14 protein-coding genes and 1 pseudogene are annotated in these 14,970 nt (G+C 72.4%); 7 read left to right on the top strand and 8 right to left on the bottom strand.

Annotated elements, in window-relative coordinates:
• The first annotated feature begins 91 nt into the window (after nucleotides 1–91).
• Complete coding sequence (locus MKK69_RS26490) at nucleotides 92–505, top strand: hypothetical protein (protein ID WP_243973003.1); 414 nt, start codon at nucleotides 92–94, stop codon at nucleotides 503–505.
• The gene (locus MKK69_RS26485; protein ID WP_243972908.1) at nucleotides 502–987 is read left to right on the top strand and encodes a hypothetical protein; all 486 of its coding nucleotides are present in this window, start codon (nucleotides 502–504) and stop codon (nucleotides 985–987) included. Before MKK69_RS26490 ends, MKK69_RS26485 begins: the two co-directional genes overlap by 4 nt.
• A 13-nt stretch (nucleotides 988–1,000) precedes the next feature.
• Here the strand turns inward: MKK69_RS26485 and MKK69_RS26480 are convergent, their stop codons facing one another.
• Entirely contained in the window at nucleotides 1,001–2,278 is a 1,278-nt protein-coding gene (locus tag MKK69_RS26480) for an NAD(P)/FAD-dependent oxidoreductase (protein WP_243972907.1), read from the bottom strand.
• 148 nt (nucleotides 2,279–2,426) lie between these two features.
• On the opposite strand from MKK69_RS26480, the gene gltX reads away from it, so the two are divergent.
• A complete protein-coding gene (gene gltX / locus MKK69_RS26475) occupies nucleotides 2,427–3,767 on the top strand; it encodes a glutamate--tRNA ligase (RefSeq protein WP_243972906.1) in 1,341 nt (446 codons plus the stop codon).
• 1 nt (nucleotide 3,768) lies between these two features.
• Here gltX and MKK69_RS26470 read toward each other — a convergent pair whose 3' ends face one another.
• The 4 genes from MKK69_RS26470 to MKK69_RS31450 form a co-directional block, all read right to left on the bottom strand.
• The gene (locus MKK69_RS26470) at nucleotides 3,769–5,055 is read right to left on the bottom strand and encodes a hemolysin family protein (RefSeq protein WP_243972998.1); all 1,287 of its coding nucleotides are present in this window, start codon (nucleotides 5,053–5,055) and stop codon (nucleotides 3,769–3,771) included.
• Nucleotides 5,056–5,161: 106 nt separating this feature from the next.
• Nucleotides 5,162–5,929: a class I SAM-dependent methyltransferase gene (locus tag MKK69_RS26465; RefSeq protein ID WP_243972905.1), complete on the bottom strand. Its 768-nt coding sequence runs from the start codon at nucleotides 5,927–5,929 to the stop codon at nucleotides 5,162–5,164.
• Nucleotides 5,930–5,944: 15 nt separating this feature from the next.
• Nucleotides 5,945–7,153 carry an MFS transporter gene (locus MKK69_RS26460; RefSeq protein WP_243972904.1) on the bottom strand — a complete coding sequence of 403 codons (1,209 nt, stop codon included), beginning with the start codon at nucleotides 7,151–7,153 and terminating at the stop codon, nucleotides 5,945–5,947.
• Nucleotides 7,154–7,274: 121 nt separating this feature from the next.
• A complete protein-coding gene (locus MKK69_RS31450; protein ID WP_409564894.1) occupies nucleotides 7,275–8,243 on the bottom strand; it encodes an OmpA family protein in 969 nt (322 codons plus the stop codon).
• Nucleotides 8,244–8,444: 201 nt separating this feature from the next.
• Here MKK69_RS31450 and MKK69_RS31445 point away from each other — a divergent pair, with 201 nt between their 5' ends.
• Nucleotides 8,445–9,203, top strand: coding sequence for a hypothetical protein (locus MKK69_RS31445; protein WP_409564893.1), 759 nt, complete (start codon nucleotides 8,445–8,447; stop codon nucleotides 9,201–9,203).
• 71 nt (nucleotides 9,204–9,274) lie between these two features.
• Here MKK69_RS31445 and MKK69_RS26450 read toward each other — a convergent pair whose 3' ends face one another.
• Nucleotides 9,275–10,351: a DUF2865 domain-containing protein gene (locus MKK69_RS26450; RefSeq protein ID WP_243972902.1), complete on the bottom strand. Its 1,077-nt coding sequence runs from the start codon at nucleotides 10,349–10,351 to the stop codon at nucleotides 9,275–9,277.
• Nucleotides 10,352–10,508: 157 nt separating this feature from the next.
• On the opposite strand from MKK69_RS26450, the gene MKK69_RS26445 reads away from it, so the two are divergent.
• Nucleotides 10,509–11,024 carry a CreA family protein gene (locus MKK69_RS26445; RefSeq protein WP_243972901.1) on the top strand — a complete coding sequence of 172 codons (516 nt, stop codon included), beginning with the start codon at nucleotides 10,509–10,511 and terminating at the stop codon, nucleotides 11,022–11,024.
• 31 nt (nucleotides 11,025–11,055) lie between these two features.
• On the opposite strand, the gene MKK69_RS26440 is transcribed toward MKK69_RS26445, so the two are convergent.
• The gene (locus MKK69_RS26440) at nucleotides 11,056–11,403 is read right to left on the bottom strand and encodes a hypothetical protein (protein ID WP_243972899.1); all 348 of its coding nucleotides are present in this window, start codon (nucleotides 11,401–11,403) and stop codon (nucleotides 11,056–11,058) included.
• A gap of 311 nt (nucleotides 11,404–11,714) precedes the next feature.
• Here MKK69_RS26440 and cysS point away from each other — a divergent pair, with 311 nt between their 5' ends.
• The gene (gene cysS, locus MKK69_RS26435; RefSeq protein WP_243972897.1) at nucleotides 11,715–13,109 is read left to right on the top strand and encodes a cysteine--tRNA ligase; all 1,395 of its coding nucleotides are present in this window, start codon (nucleotides 11,715–11,717) and stop codon (nucleotides 13,107–13,109) included.
• Between the two features lie 104 nt (nucleotides 13,110–13,213).
• Nucleotides 13,214–13,963: a S1 family peptidase gene (locus MKK69_RS26430; RefSeq protein ID WP_243972895.1), complete on the top strand. Its 750-nt coding sequence runs from the start codon at nucleotides 13,214–13,216 to the stop codon at nucleotides 13,961–13,963.
• A 222-nt stretch (nucleotides 13,964–14,185) separates the two neighbouring features.
• Here the strand turns inward: MKK69_RS26430 and ctrA are convergent.
• Nucleotides 14,186–14,887: pseudogene (ctrA, locus tag MKK69_RS26425) on the bottom strand (response regulator transcription factor CtrA).
• Nucleotides 14,888–14,970: the final 83 nt, after the last annotated feature.

Genomic DNA, 14,970 nt, shown 5'->3' with positions numbered 1-14,970 from the left:
CCGCCTTGGCCGACCTCCCCGGCGGGTGCCACCGAACCGGCGCGTGCCGCGGGCGTTCTGCGTCGGACCCTTTTCGTGTCCGGAGAACCGCATGAGACGTCCCCTGATTGCGACGATCGCCGGTGCGGTCGCCGCGCTCGCGCTCGCCGGCTGCGAGCCGGCCAAGCCGGGCCCGGCCGGGCCGGCCGGCCCCAAGGGTGACCAGGGGCCGCCCGGGCCGCAGGGTCCGGCCGGCCTGAACGGGGCGACCGGCGAGCGCGGACCCACGGGCGAACGGGGCCCGGCCGGCGCTGCCGGACCCCCGGGTCCGGCGGTCAACAGCCAGGTCCGGCTCGACGTCGCCTGCCGTCGCGAGGAGGTGTTGATCGGCGCCTATTGCCGCGGCATGGCGGTGGTACCGTCCGTGACCGTCACGGACGGCGTGTCCACGGTCGGCTGCCTCGACATGACCGCCAAGGCCGCCAAGGATGCCCAACCCGTCGCGGTCTGCATGAAGGCGCCATGAGAATCTTGGTCCCTCGCTCGCTGGTCCCCGCTGTCCTGGCCGGGCTGGTCTCCACCGCGGCTGGTGCGCAATCGGCCGTGCCCACGGAGCGCGCGGCGATCGACCTCGTGCGCGATCGCCGCACGGCCGCCTTCGCCACGGTGGCCCAGACCCTGGCCTACGCCCAGCGCGTGACCGGCGGCGCCTTCCGGCTCGGCGGGTATCGTGTCGATTATCGACCGGAGGCGCCCTTCGCCCGGGTGCAGATCTGCTATCGCCTCGGGATCGACCCCCCGACCTGCGGGCTCGACTACCGCGTCGCGGTGAACCCGGCCCATGTCGAGCCCTCCGACCGCTACGACGGCCTCACCCGTGACCTGGAGCACGGGCCGCAGGCCTTCCTGCGGGCGCTGGCCCGGGACGTGGATCTCCAGCGCCAGCCGGCGCTCCTGCGGAAGATCCAGGCCGCGCTGGACCCGTACAACCCCTACGACTGGCGGTAGATTTCGCTCGAACTCAGAACAGGCTCGGCCAGCGCAGCAGCCGTTCAGGCCCGAAGGCCGCCACCGGCACCGCCGGGGTTCGGCCGGTGGCGAGGTCGGCCACGATCTCGCCGGTGATCGGGCCGGTGGAGAGGCCGATATGGCCGTGGCCGAAGGCGAAGAGCAGGCCGTCGTGCCGGGGCGCCCGGCCGATCACCGGCATCCCGTCCGGCGTGGACGGGCGGGAGCCGAGCCAGGGCTCGTTGTCGAGGGGACCGCCGAGGCGCAGGGTCCCGGCGGCCTCCCGCGCGGCCGCCTCGATCTGGGTGTGGTCCGGGGCGGCGTGGCGGGCGTTGAGCTCCACCCCCGACAGAACCCGCACCCGGTCTTCGCCCATCGGCGACAGGATCGAGCCCGCCCCCGTGTCGAGGACGGGCCGCGTCAGCGGCGGGCTGTCCGGGTGCAGGGCGTAGTGGCGATGATAGCCCCGCTCGGCCGCCACCGCGAAGCGGTAGCCCAGCGTCCGCGCGATCGCCCCCGAGGCGGCGCCGGCCGCGAGCACCACCTGCCGGGCCCGCACCGCGCCGGTCTCGTGATCCACGCGCCACCCGTCCGGTCCGGGCGCCAGTCGCGCGACGCTGCCGCGCAGGCGGCGTCCGCCCAGCCCCGCGAACAGCGCCTCGCAGGCCTCGATGAGCCGGCCGGGCTCGCGCACGGAGCCGGTCTCGGTCAGCAGCATCGCCCGGGCGTAGGGACGGACCAGGGCCGGCTCGAGGTCGCGCAACGCCGCGGAGTCGAGGATCTCGAAATCCACCCCGTGCCCGGCCAGGATCTCGCGCTCCAGGGCGGCACCCGCGAAGGCGGCCTCGGTCCGGTAGGCCTTCAGCCAGCCGGTGCGCTGGAGTCGGTCGCCCGTCCCGGCCCGGGCGGCGAGGCGCTCGTGGGCGGAATAGGCGGCGCTCGTCAGGGGCAGCAGCGCCCCGGCGGCCCGGCGCCAGCGCGCGGCGCGGGCGCTCGCCAGGAAATGCGCCGTGTAGGGAATGATCCGCGGCAGGTGCGCGTAGCTCAGGCGCAGGCCCCGGTCGGCGTTGCGCAGGTAGGCCGGGAGCTTGCCCCACAGGGCCGGGCTCGACATCGGCAGGATCGAGCCGCGGCTGATCACCCCGGCATTGCCGTAGGAGGTCCGGGCCCGCGCCTCGCCGGGATCGCACAGGACCACGTCGAGGCCGCGATCCCTCAGCGCGATGGCGCTGGCGAGGCCGACCATCCCGCCGCCGATCACCACGATATCGGCCGTCTCGTCCGTCGCCATCGAGCCTCGTCCCGCGCCAAGCGGAGCCTTGTGACGGGTTTTCACGACCCTGGGTAGCGCGCCGGATGCGGCACCCCATGAGTTCGGCGAAGGGCGATTTCCCGGAGCGCCCGCGGCAATCCGGTCCGAGATCGGTTACAGAGCGCATATGACTCTCGTCCGCTTCGCCCCGTCGCCGACCGGCTACCTCCATATCGGCAATGCCCGTCCGGCCCTGCTGAACGCGCTGTTCGCCCGGAGGACGGGCGGGCGCTTCCTGCTGCGCCTCGACGATACCGACGCCGAGCGCTCGACGGAGGCTTTCGCCGATGCGATCCGGGAGGATCTCGCCTGGCTCGGGATCGAGCCCGACCTGTTCGCCCGGCAGAGCGCCCGCACGGCGCAGCACGATGCCGCCGCGGATCGCCTGCGCGCCGCCGGACGCCTCTATCCCTGCTACGAGACGCAGGAGGAACTGGAACGCCGCCGCAAGCGCCAGCTCGGCCGCGGCCAGCCGCCGATCTACGACCGGGCGGCGCTCAGCCTCACCGCGGAGGAGCGGGCGGCACTGGAGGCCGAGGGCCGCCGGCCGCACTGGCGCTTCCTCCTGGAGGCGCGGACCGTGGCCTGGGACGACCTCGTCCGCGGGCCCGCCCATGTCGATTGCGCGTCCCTCTCCGACCCGGTGCTGATCCGGGCCGACGGCAGCTACCTCTACACGCTGCCCTCCGTGGTGGACGATGCCGACCTCGGCGTCACCCACGTGATCCGCGGCGAGGATCACGTCACCAATACCGGCGTGCAGGTGCAGATCTTCGCGGCGTTGGGCGCGGCCGTGCCGGTCTTCGGCCACCACAACCTGCTGACCACGGCGGACGGGGAGGGCCTGTCGAAGCGGCTCGGCCACCTGTCGCTGCGCGGCCTGCGCGAGGCCGGCTACGAGCCCGCCGCGGTGCGCTCCCTGGCGGTCCTGACCGGCTCGGCCGAATCCGTGCGGGCGGTGCCCGACCTCGAGACCCTGGCGGGGCTCGTCGATCTGGCCGAGATCTCGCGCGCGCCGGCCCGGTTCGACACGGCGGAACTCGACGGCCTGAACGCGCGCCTCGTCCACGCCATGGACTACGCCGCGGTGGCCGGCCGCCTCGCGGATCTCGGGATTCCGCCGGACCGCGCGGAGGCGTTCTGGCTGGCGGTGCGGGCCAATCTCGGCCGGGTCCCGGAGGCGGCCGCGTGGTGGCGGGTGGTCGCCGGCCCGGTCGAGCCGGTCCTCACCGAGGCGGCGGTGATCACGGCGGCCCGGGAGACCCTGCCGCCGGAGCCGTTCGGACCCGAGACCTGGAAGGCCTGGACCACCGAGATCCGGAGCCGCACGGGGGCCAAGGGCCGGGGGCTGTTCATGCCGCTGCGCCTCGCGCTCACCGGTCTGGAGCACGGGCCGGATCTGGCCGGCCTGCTGCCGCTGATCGGGCGGGACCGGGCGGCGCGGCGGCTGGCCGGCGAACCCGCCTGATCTACGGGGTCTCGGCTTCTGCCAGCGGCGTCGCCAGCAGCTTGTCGACCCGGCGTCCGTCGAGATCCACCACCTCGAAGCGCCAGCCGGCGATCTCGCAGGTCTCGCCCGTCTCCGGCAGGTGCTGGAGCGCCGCGATGACCAGGCCGGCCGCCGTGGCGTAGTCCCGCGACGGCGGGAGCCGCAGCCCGAGCTGGTCGGCCAATTCATCGGCCGGCATCGAGCCGGCGATCAGCCAGGAGCCGTCGGCGCGGCGCACGGCGTCCGGCTCCGCGGTCCCGGAGCGGAAGGCGCCGGCGATCGCATCGAGGATGTCGGCGGGAGTCAGGAGCCCGTCGAAATGGCCATACTCGTCGTGGACCAGCGCCATCGGCACCGGCGCCGTCCGCAGGGTGTCGAGGGCATCGAGGGCGTCGAGGGTGTCGGGCAGAACCGGCGCCGGGCGCACATGCGCACGCAGGTCGAGGCGCTCCCCCCGCGACAGGGGGCCGAGGAGGTCGCGCACCTGGAGGATGCCGATCATCGCGTCCGGGCCGCCATCGGCCACCGGCAGGCGGGCATGGGGGCTCGCCAGGACCTGGGCTCGCACGGCGTCCGGATCGTCGGACAGGTCGATCCAGACCACGTCGGTGCGCGGGGTCATGACGCCCCGCACCAGCCGATCGCCGAGGCGGAGCACGCCGGAGATCATCGCCCGCTCGCCGCCCTCGATGATCCCCGCGGTCTCGGCCTCGGCCACGAGGCTGCGGAGCTCCTCCTCGGTGACCGCGCTGGCGCTCTCGGTCTCCTGGCCGATCAGGCGGAACACTGCCCGGGTCGAGGCGTCGAGCAGCCACACCGCGGGCAGGGCCACCTTGGAAACGATCCCCATGCCGGGCGCCACCGCGCAGGCGATCCGCTCCGGGTCGCGCAGGGCGAGGTGCTTCGGGACCAGCTCGCCGATGATCACCGACAGGTAGGTGATCACCCCGATGACGAGGCTGTAGCCCAGCGTGTCGGCCCAGCCCTTGGGCAGGCCGAGGTCGATCAGAACCAGGGCGAGCCGGTCACCCAGCGCCCCCCCCGAGACGACGCCGGACAGGATCCCGATCAGCGTGATGCCGATCTGCACGGTCGAGAGGAACCGCCCCGGCTCCTCCGCGAGGACCAGCGCCGCCTTCGCGCCGGCATGGCGGGCGTCGGCCAGGGCCCGCAGCCGGCCCTTGCGCGCCGAGACCAGGGCCAGCTCCGAGAGCGAGAACACGCCGTTGAGCGCGATCAGCAGGACGACGATGACGAGCTCAATCAGGCCGGATCATTGAGCCGCGTCCCCGCGGGGCGGGGGCGGCTTCCTCTGTGGCGCGGGCCTGCAAGATGGGCGCGGGGCGCCGTCCGCGCAACGGCCAAGCCGCGGCTCAGCGCGGGCGCGCCTCGATCAGGGCCGAGTCGAGCAGGAAGCTGCCGTCGGGCTCGATCCGGAAATGCGCGGCGACCTCCGCCGGCGCCGAGGCCTGGAGCGCCCGGATCGCCGCGACATGGGCCGCCGGCGTGCGCATCCGGGCGATCCAGCTCGCGAAGTCCATGCGCGGCCGGCTGGCCATCACGGCGCCGGGCGCGAAGCCCGCCGCTTCCAGCATGGCGCGCCATTCCGAGACCCGGTAATCGCGCACGTGCGACGGGTCGCGCAGCAGCTCCATCGCCTGGAGATGCGTGTCGAGCAGCGGGTCCTCGGGCGAGATGATGTCGCAGGCGACCAGCAGGCCCTCCGGCTTCACCACCCGCCGCGCCTCCGCCAGGGCGGCCGGCACGTCGCGCCAATGGTGGGCGCTGAACCGGGTCAGCACCGCGTCGAAGGCCGCGTCGGGGAACGGCAAGGATTCCGCGGACCCCTGCCGGGTCTCGATAGGGGCGAGGCCGCGGCGGTGCGCCTCGGCGGTGACGGCCGCCAGCATCGCGTCCGAGAGATCGTAGGCGGTGACCGCGGCACCCGCCGCCGCCGCCGCGAAGGCGACGTGGCCGCCGCCGCAGCCGAGGTCGAGCGCCCGCGCCCCCGGCATCCCGCGGAGCAGGCTGCCGATCCGGTCGAGATCGGCGCCGCCGGCATGGACCGCGCTCGCCACGTAGGCCGCCGCCTGCGCGCCGAACTGGTCGACGACGTGGCTGGCATGGTCGCGGGCGCTCATGGATGCCTCTCGGGTTCAGACCGTCAGCGGTGCCAGGCGCGACAACCGAATCGCGATGGCGAGCGCCAGACCGTAGAGGGCCGCCACGAACAGCACCACGCCGGTCCAGCCCGAATGGGCGAAGAACCAGCCGCCGGCGGTGCCGAGCACCGAGGAGCCCAGATAGTACAGGCACAGATAGACCGAGGAGGCCTGCGCCCGGTCACGCCGGGCCCGCCGACCGACCCAGCTGCTCGCCACGGAGTGCGCCCCGAAGAAGCCGACCGTCGTCACCACGATCCCGAAGACGATCAGCAGGATGTTGTCCGACAGGGTCATCAGGATCCCGGCGAGGCCCAGGCCGGTGGCGAGCCAGAGTACCCGCCGCCGGCCGAAGCGGCTGGCGAGTTCGCCGGTCACCGGGCTGCTCACCATCCCGGCGAGGTAGACCGAGAAGATCAGGCCGATCACCGTCTGGCTCAGGGAGAACGGCGGATCGAGCAGGCGGAAGCCGATGTAATTGTAGATGCAGACGAAGCCGCCCATCAGGAGAAACGCCTCGACGAACAGCCAGGGCAGCCCGGCATCGCGGAAATGGTGGCCGAAGCTGCCCGGCACCTCCCGCCAGGCCATCCGGCGCGCCACGAAGCTGCGCGAGGGCGGCAGCCAGCGCCAGAACGCCAAAGCCGCCACCAGCGCCAGGATGCCGATGGTGGCGAGCCCGGTGCGCCAGCCGACATGGTCGGCCATCACCCCGCTGATCAGGCGGCCAGACATGCCGCCGAGCGCGTTGCCGCCCACCAGCAGGCCCATGGACAGGCCGATGGCCTGGGCGTCCATCTCCTCCGCCAGATAGGCCATGGCCACGGCGGGCAGGCCGCTGGCCGTGAGTCCGCTGAGCGCCCGCAGCGCCAGGAACCCGTGCCACCCCGGGACCAGGGCGGCCACGAGGGTGAGCAGCGCGGAGGCCAGCAGCGAGGCGAGCATCACGGGCTTGCGGCCCCAGACCTCGGAGAGGGGGCTGACCACCAGCAGCGCCACCGCCAGCAGCCCGCAGGGGAGTGACAGGGCGAGGCTGCTCTCGGCCGGAGAGACGCCGAATTCGTCCGAAAAAATCGGCAGCAGGGGCTGCACCGCGTAGAGCACCGCGAAGGTCGAGAACCCGGCGGCGGCCAGCGCCAACGCCGTGCGGCGGAAGACCGGCGTACCCGACCGGATCAGCCGCTCGTCGCTCTCGCTGTCCATCCTGGCCCCGCGCCGCCGATTTCGACCGGTGGTGCGGGGCGGAGCCGCCGGCGTCAACCGCGATCGGCGCAGTCTCGCCCTGCGGCTGAGTCAGCCCGGCGCGCGCGCCGCGCCGGGTCGCTCAGCGCGGCGGGGCCGCCGGCGCCGGACCCTGCTGGAGCAGCGGGGTGATCCGCCGGACCGTGACCCGGCGGTTCTCCCGGGACGGTCCCGGCGTGTTCACCTTCAGGTACTGCTCGCCGTAGCCCTGGGTGGTCAGGTTCTCGGGCGGGACCTGGAACTGCCGGGTCAGCACCGTCGCCACCGACTGCGCCCGACGGTCCGACAGGGACAGGTTGTCGATATCCGAACCGACCGCGTCGGTGTAGCCCTCGATCAGGAAGACCTCCTGCGGGTTGGCGCGGATCGCCCGGTTGATCGCCGCGGCGATCACCGACAGCCGCGCAGCCTGATCCGGCGTGACCGTGAACGAGGCGGTGTCGAAATTGATCGTGTCGATGTCCACCGAGCGCATCCGGGCGCGCAGATCCGGGCTGTAGCGGACCTGGTCTAGGGTATAGCGCCGGTCGATCGCCACGACCGGCGGGGCCGTGAGCGCCTCGTAGACCGCGCCCTCGTCGGCCTGGTCGTACTCCACCACGTAGCGGTCGCGGGGGATGCGGATGTCCGGGGGCGGCAGAACCACCACGTCGTCGTAGATCGGGCGCGGCGGGCCTACATAGCTGTTGTCGATGATCACCACCTCGCGGCCATCGCGAAAACGGCGGTAGCGGCGCAGCATCCGGCCGTCATCGTCCGTGACGGTGACGATCTGCTCGCCCCCCGGCCGGTCGATGAAGCTGTAAAAATCGGCGCCCCGCCGTTCGGAGCGGAAGCCGCGCGGGTCGAGGTCGCGGAACCGCTCGTTCTCGTCGTGGCGGATCAGGTAGCCGTCGCGGTCACGCACGATGATGCGGCCGGGCTCCCGGTAGACGGTGCGGCCGCCCTCGCTGTATTCCCGGCGGTCGCGGCGGACCTGCTCGTAATCGCGCACGTCGTCGTCCTGCCGGAAGCCACCCGGGACGTAGCCGGGCTGTCCCGGGGCGTTCAACGCACCGCGACCGACCGCTCCGGCGGGCCCGTTGGCCGGCGGTTGTCCGGGTTGCGCTGGCCCTGGTGCGGGTGCCGGACCGGGCGGCTGGAACGGTCTGCCCGGCACGCCGGGCGCCATATTCGGCGGGAGCGGCCGACCGGGCTGGGCACCGGGCCCTTCGTTCGCCTGCGGCCGGCTCCCCGGCTGGACCTCTTCGCGTTGGACCGGCCGTCCGGGTACGCCGGGCGCCATGTTGGGCGGGAGGGGCCGCCCGGGCTGGGCCTCGGGGCCGCCGCTCGGCTGCGGCCGGTTGCCCGGCTGCACATCCTCGCGCTGGACGGGGCGTCCGAGCATGCCCGGCGCCGGGTCAGACGGCGCGGGCCGGCCACGCTCGGCACCGGCGCCCGCGTTCGGGCGATCCGGTTCGGGCGCGCCGCGGTCGCGGTCAGGCGACGGGCGGAGCTGCGGCGGAGCCGAGGGCCGCTCGTTGCCGGGCGGCCGGGGCTGTGCGCCCGATCCGCCGTCCCGATCCGGGGCTGGCCGATCCTGGCGCGCCGGCGGGCGTTCCTGCCGCTGCTCTTCCCGCGGCTCCTGCCGACGCTCCTGCTGTTCCCGGGCCGGCGGCGGTGGGGCCGCGGGCCTGGGTTCGGGGGCGCGTGGCCGCTCCGGCGGTTCGGCCTTGCGTGGCGGCGGCGGTTCGGGGTGCTCCCGGGCGGCCGGGGGCGGCGCGGCCCGGTCCGGACGCGGCTCAGGCCGTTCGCGCGCCGCCGGCGGACCCGGTGGTGGGCCGGGCGGCGGGCCGGGGCGTTCCTGCGGCGGCCGGTCCGGACGTGGGCCACCGCGCGGGGGCTCGCCGCCCCGGGGGCCGCGCTCCTCGGGACCGCCCTGTGCCAGCAGAATCGCGCCCGACGCTGCATCGGCGGCGTGAAGGGGCGTCAGCACCGGCAGCACCGTGCCGGTCAGGAGGATCAGTCGTAGGAACCGCATCGAGGCCTCGTATCGGGTGGAGCCGAACACGGGACTCGGTCGTTGGTTCCAGCGAAGTTCCCTTACGGCGTCAGCCGCTGGGGCACCGCGATCACGTTCGGGGCGATGATCCGAACGGCCACGTGATCCGGCTTGGCCAGCACGGATGCGGTCTCGTTCGGCGCCGCCCCGTCCTTCCCGGATTCGGAAGCCGTGGCCGCGGCCTCCTCCTTCGTGCCGATTCCGGCGCGCCCGGCGGCGTCGGCCGCGAGTTCCGCCGCGGTCCGGTCGGCCCGGCCCACGAGGGTCAGCCTGACCTTCGGACGGGACAAGGCCTCGGCCTGCATCGGCGTCACGAAGATGTCGCCCTTATGCCGGACCAGCATGCTCTCCGCCTTGACCAGGGACTGCGCCCAGGTCTTGCCGTCGGGCTTGCAGGAGCAGTTCGGGACGAATTCCTTGCGAAACTTGAAGGCGTTGGCGAGGCTCGCATAGGCGCGGCTGCCCTTCACCGTGGCGGCGTGCTTCAGGGCATCGTCGCCGTAGGGCATCGAATAGGCCTGCGCCTCCGTGCCGGGGCAGAGCGCCTGGCACATCTCGTCCGCGCCGCCGCGGCCTTCGGGCAGGTTCCGCATCGGGAAGAAGCCCCCGTCGCAGGTCCGCACGCAGACCATCTGCGGGCCGCCGCGGGCGTAGCTTTCCCCGCTCGCCGCATAGGTCTCCCGCGCCGGGCAGGTGGAGGCCACGAGGCTCTGGAGTTCGCGCCGGCGGGTGCCGTCGTCGTCGAACACCGCGCCGCCGTAGGTGGCCTTGAGGGCCCGGATACGCTGCTCGACGGCGCCGCATTGCGGCGGCCGCGTATCGAAGAACAGGAATTTCTCCGTGCAGTTGAGGCCGCGGTAATAGGCTTCCAGCCGCCCGATCTCGTCGTTGAGGGCCCGCGTCGTGCTGGCGCCGTTGTGCAGCGCGGCCAGCTCGGCCCGGTACCGGCGGCATTGGGGTGACGGCAGCTGCGGCGTCGGCCGCATCTCGGCGGCCGGCGGATCGGCCGGCGCCTCCTGCGCATCGGCCGTCGCGAGAAGCGTTCTGGACAGCCCGAGGGCGAGGACCGCGCTCAGGATGAGGCGGCCGAGCAAACGGGCGATCGGGCGGTGAGGCATCGGCTGCATCGCATTGAGCGGGTGCGCGGCGCTCCAGAGGCCCCGGGCGTGCGCATCCGCGCTTCGGGACCGAAGCAAAGACATCCTACGCCCCCTCGCAACACCGCGACACCCCTCCTACATCCCGCCCGCAAGCTTCAGGGGGGATTGGCCGGCGATGTGGTTTCGGAGTCTCACTTATGTCGGGCTTCTCGGGCTGGGGCTGGCCGCGGCCGGCCCGGCGGCGGCCCAGGAGCCCGACCGGATCTTCGACAAGTCGACGGTCTGGCGTCCGCTGACGCCCAACGACAAGCTCGTCGTCTACGGCGTGGATGATCCGGCGGTCTCGGGGGTCGCCTGCTGGTACACCCAGCCCGAGAAGGGCGGGATCAAGGGCACGCTGGGCCTCGCCGAGGACGTCTCGGACATCTCGCTGGCCTGCCGCCAGACCGGGCCGATCGCCTTCAAGGGCAAGCTCGGCCAGGGCGAGGTCGTATTCAGCGAGCGGCGTTCGCTGATCTTCAAGTCGATGCAGATCGTGCGTGGCTGCGACACGCGGCGCAATACGCTGATCTACATGGTCTATTCGGACAAGGTCATCCAGGGATCGCCGAAGAACTCAACTTCGGCGGTGCCGCTCGCCCCCTGGGGCACGGAGCCGGCGCCCAAATGCGCGGACGCCCTGAAGGGCTGACCGGGGGCGGGGTCGCCCCGTCCGGCCGGGTTCAATCCTGGCAGGTGATGCGGATCGGGCGCTCGGTCGGGGTCGAGATCGGCTGGCTGATGGCGCCGGTATATTCGTCGGCTGCGGCGACGCCGTAGGCATTGGCGGCGGCGTAGCCCTGCGCCTCGCACCACGCGTTGGCGACGACCTGACCGCAGCTGCTGCCGGGCGTCGTCAGGCACTCGCCGACGCCGTATCCGTCGCTCGACGGGATCAGGAAGGTCTTCTCGACGTGGCCGGGCGCCTTCGCGGGGGTCTCGCCGTCGCTGCCCGCCAGGGCGGCATGCGCCAGTCCGGCGGTGGCAAGGGCGGTCACGAGGGCGAGGAAACCGGTGGCCGAGCGTCGCATGGAGGGTCCTTGGGCACAGGATCTGTGGCGTGAGGAACGTCGGACGGACGGTCCGACGGCGCGGTTAAGGAAGCCTTACCCGGATGGCGCGAAGGCCTTCTCGAATTCCTCACGCTTTTGGGTTAGCCCGATCACGCGCGCCGCGCCGTCGCGGCGATGCAACAGGATGCGGTGGCGGTGTCGTTTGCAGCGCCACGGTTCTGCCGCTCTTCGCCGTGCGCGACCCGTAGGTCTTTGACGGCAGGGTGGATTTGGCCGGCGGTAGCGGGGCGTCGCGCGCCGGCCGCGGCGCCGGGCGGAGGATGGATTTCATGGCGCCGATGTTGCGGCTTCACAACACGCTGACCGGCACCAAGGAAACCTTCGCGCCGATCGATCCCGCGCATGTCCGGCTCTACGCCTGCGGGCCGACCGTCTACGACGCCGCCCATATCGGCAACGCCCGGCCGATCATCGTCTTCGACCTGCTGTTCCGGCTGCTGCGCCACCTCTACGGCCCGGCGCACGTGACCTACGCCCGTAACGTCACGGACGTGGACGACAAGATCAACGCCCGGGCGGCCGCGCGCGGGATCACCATCCGCGACCTCACCGACGGCACGCTGGCCCAGTTCCACCGGGACGTGCGCGACCTCGGCGTCCTCATGCCGGAGGACGTGAACGTGGCGGGCGAGCGGCCCCGCTTCGTCGAGCCGCGCGCCACCGACCACATCGCCGAGATGGTGGCGATGATCGAGGCGCTGGTCCGCGCGGGCCACGCCTACGTGGCGGAGGGCCACGTCCTGTTCGACGTGCCGTCGATGCCGGATTACGGCGGCCTGTCCCGGCGCCCCCTCGACGAGATGGAGGCCGGCGCCCGGGTCGAGGTCGCGCCCTACAAGCGCTCGCCCCTGGATTTCGTGCTGTGGAAGCCGTCGAAGCCCGGCGAGCCGTCCTGGCCGTCCCCCGCCGGGATCGCCGAGCCGGGCCGGCCCGGCTGGCATATCGAGTGCTCCGCGATGTCGGCGAAGCACCTCGGCAAAACCTTCGACATCCATGCGGGCGGGATCGACCTGATCTTCCCCCACCACGAGAACGAGGTGGCCCAGTCGCGCTGCTGCTTCGGCACGCCGGTGATGGCCAATGTCTGGCTGCACAACGGCTTCCTCCAGGTCGAGGGGGAGAAGATGTCGAAGTCGCTCGGCAATTTCATCACCATCCGCGACGTGCTGAAGGACTGGCCGGGGGAGGTGGTGCGGCTCACCATGCTCAAGACCCACTATCGGCAGCCGATCGACTGGACGCTGCGCGGGCTCGAGGAATCGAGCCGCGTGCTCGACCGGTGGTACAACGCCGCCGGGGACGAGCCCGCCGCCCCCGCCATGCCCGCCGCGGTGGTCGATGCCCTGTGCGACGACCTCAACACCCCGGCGGCGATCAACGAACTCCACCGGCTCGCGGGCGCCGAGGCGCAACCGGCGGGCCTGCGGGCGGGCGCGAACCTGTTCGGGCTGCTGACCCGCACCCGCAGCGGCCGCGAGCAGGAACAGGTCGCCGCCGCCGGCATCGACGTCGCGGCGGTCGAGGCGTTGATCGCCGAGCGCCGCGCCGCGCGGGCCGCCAAGGACTGGGCCGCCTCCGACCGGACCCGGGACGCGCTCGCGGCGTTGGGCGTGACCGTCAAGGACAACAAGGACGGCACGACCACCTGGACCGTAGCCCGCTGATCGCCGCGCCCGCGTCCTCTCGCCCGCTTGCGCGGGTCCGGGCGGACGGCATCTGTGGTTTGGGCCGTCCCATGGCGGGACACGGCGCCGGGAGGGATCCGCAGGTGAGTATCTTCACGACCTTCGGTGCGCGGTTCGCGGTTTTGGCGCTCGGGCTCGGCCTGTCCGGTCCGGCCGCAGCCATCGAGGGCGGCGCCCCGGCGGGACGGGACGCCCTGGCGCAGGCGACCGTCGCCATCGGCACGATCACCCAGCCCGAGGAGGCGCTGCGCCTGACCCGCTGCACCGGGGTGCTGATCGCCCCGGACCTCGTGCTGACGGCGGCGCATTGCGTGAACGGCGATCCCCTCGGCGCCCTGGTGGTGTTCTTCCGCGGCAGCGAGCCGGCGGGGCGGGTCTACGCGGCCCGGATCGCCGCCCGCTACAGTCCCGATCCCGGGGAGATGCTGCCGAACGCGGCGCCGGACGTCAGCCTCGCCGACCTCTCCCTCGACCTCGCCGTGCTGCGCCTCACCGAGCCGGTGCGCGACCGGCGCCCGATCGCCCTGGCGACCGAGCCGCGCCGGGTGCCCAAGAGCCTGCGGATCGCCGGGGCGGGCCTCTCCGGGCGCATGGTCGGGCGGCTGCGGACCGCCAGCCTCACGCCGCTCGCGGCCAGCAGTACGGGACTGACCATCGCGCGGGCGAACGGCGCCCGGGTCTGCTTCGGCGATTCCGGCGGGCCGGTGGTCGCGCAGGATCGGGGCGGCACCTACGTCTGGGGGATCGCCAGCGCCGTGATCAGCCGGTCCGCCCCCTGCGGCGGCTACGTGGTGATCGCCCCGGCCGCCCAGGTGTTCACGGGACAGCGCTGAGGCTGCCGGTCCGCCAACCCGCGATCGCGTTCTCAGCTACAAGCGTAGCGGGTCTCACGGGAGAATGGCCGATCCTGACTTCGTATTCGGCGCCGCCGCGCTGAAATAAGAGCACTTTTCCCTCCCCCTTGCGGGGAGGAGCGTGCGTTGCGACCGTCCGACAATGCGAAAACCCCGCGCGGTCGGACCGCACGGGCTTTTCGGGACCGGATGGGAGGCGGTTCAGACCGCCATGCGCTCCTCGCCGTCCATCGGCTCGCGCAGCACGTAGCCGCGGCCCCAGACGGTTTCGATGTAGTTCTTGCCCTGGCTGGCGTTGGCGAGCTTCTTACGCAGCTTGCAGATGAACACGTCGATGATCTTCAGCTCGGGCTCGTCCATGCCGCCGTAGAGGTGGTTGAGGAACATCTCCTTGGTGATCGTCATGCCCATCCGCAGACCGAGAAGTTCCAGCATCTGGTACTCCTTTGTCGTGAGCGGAACGCGCTTGCCGTTCACCGAGGCCATCTTCTCGTCGAGGTCGATCACCAGATCACCCATCGCGATCACTGACTGGGCGTGACCCTTGGACCGGCGCACGATAGCGTGGATGCGCGCCACCAGCTCGTCCTTGTGGAACGGCTTGGTCAGGTAGTCGTCGGCCCCAAAGCCCAGACCCTTCACCTTGTCCTCGATGCTACCCATGCCGGAGACGACGAGAACTGGCGTCTGAATTTTGGCCACGCGCAGGTTGCGCAGCACTTCGTAGCCCGACATGTCGGGCAGGTTCAGATCGAGGAGGATGATGTCGTAAGCGTAGAGCTTGCCGAGGTCGACACCTTCCTCACCGAGGTCGGTGGTGTAGGGGACGAAGCTTTACGATTTGAGCATCAACTCAATGCTCTGTGCGACGGTAGCGTCATCTGCGATCAGCAGAACGAGCATGACACGAACTCGAACTGAGGTGCTTCATAATCTCTCAGCAATACAGAAACGTGAACAGAAGGCGTTGCAGTTCAGGTCTGGGG

The sequence above is a fragment of the Methylobacterium sp. J-026 genome (assembly GCF_022829585.1).
Lineage (GTDB): Bacteria > Pseudomonadota > Alphaproteobacteria > Rhizobiales > Beijerinckiaceae > Methylobacterium.
Note: the sequence above shows the minus strand (reverse complement) of the source record. Positions and strands in the feature narration are given on the sequence as shown.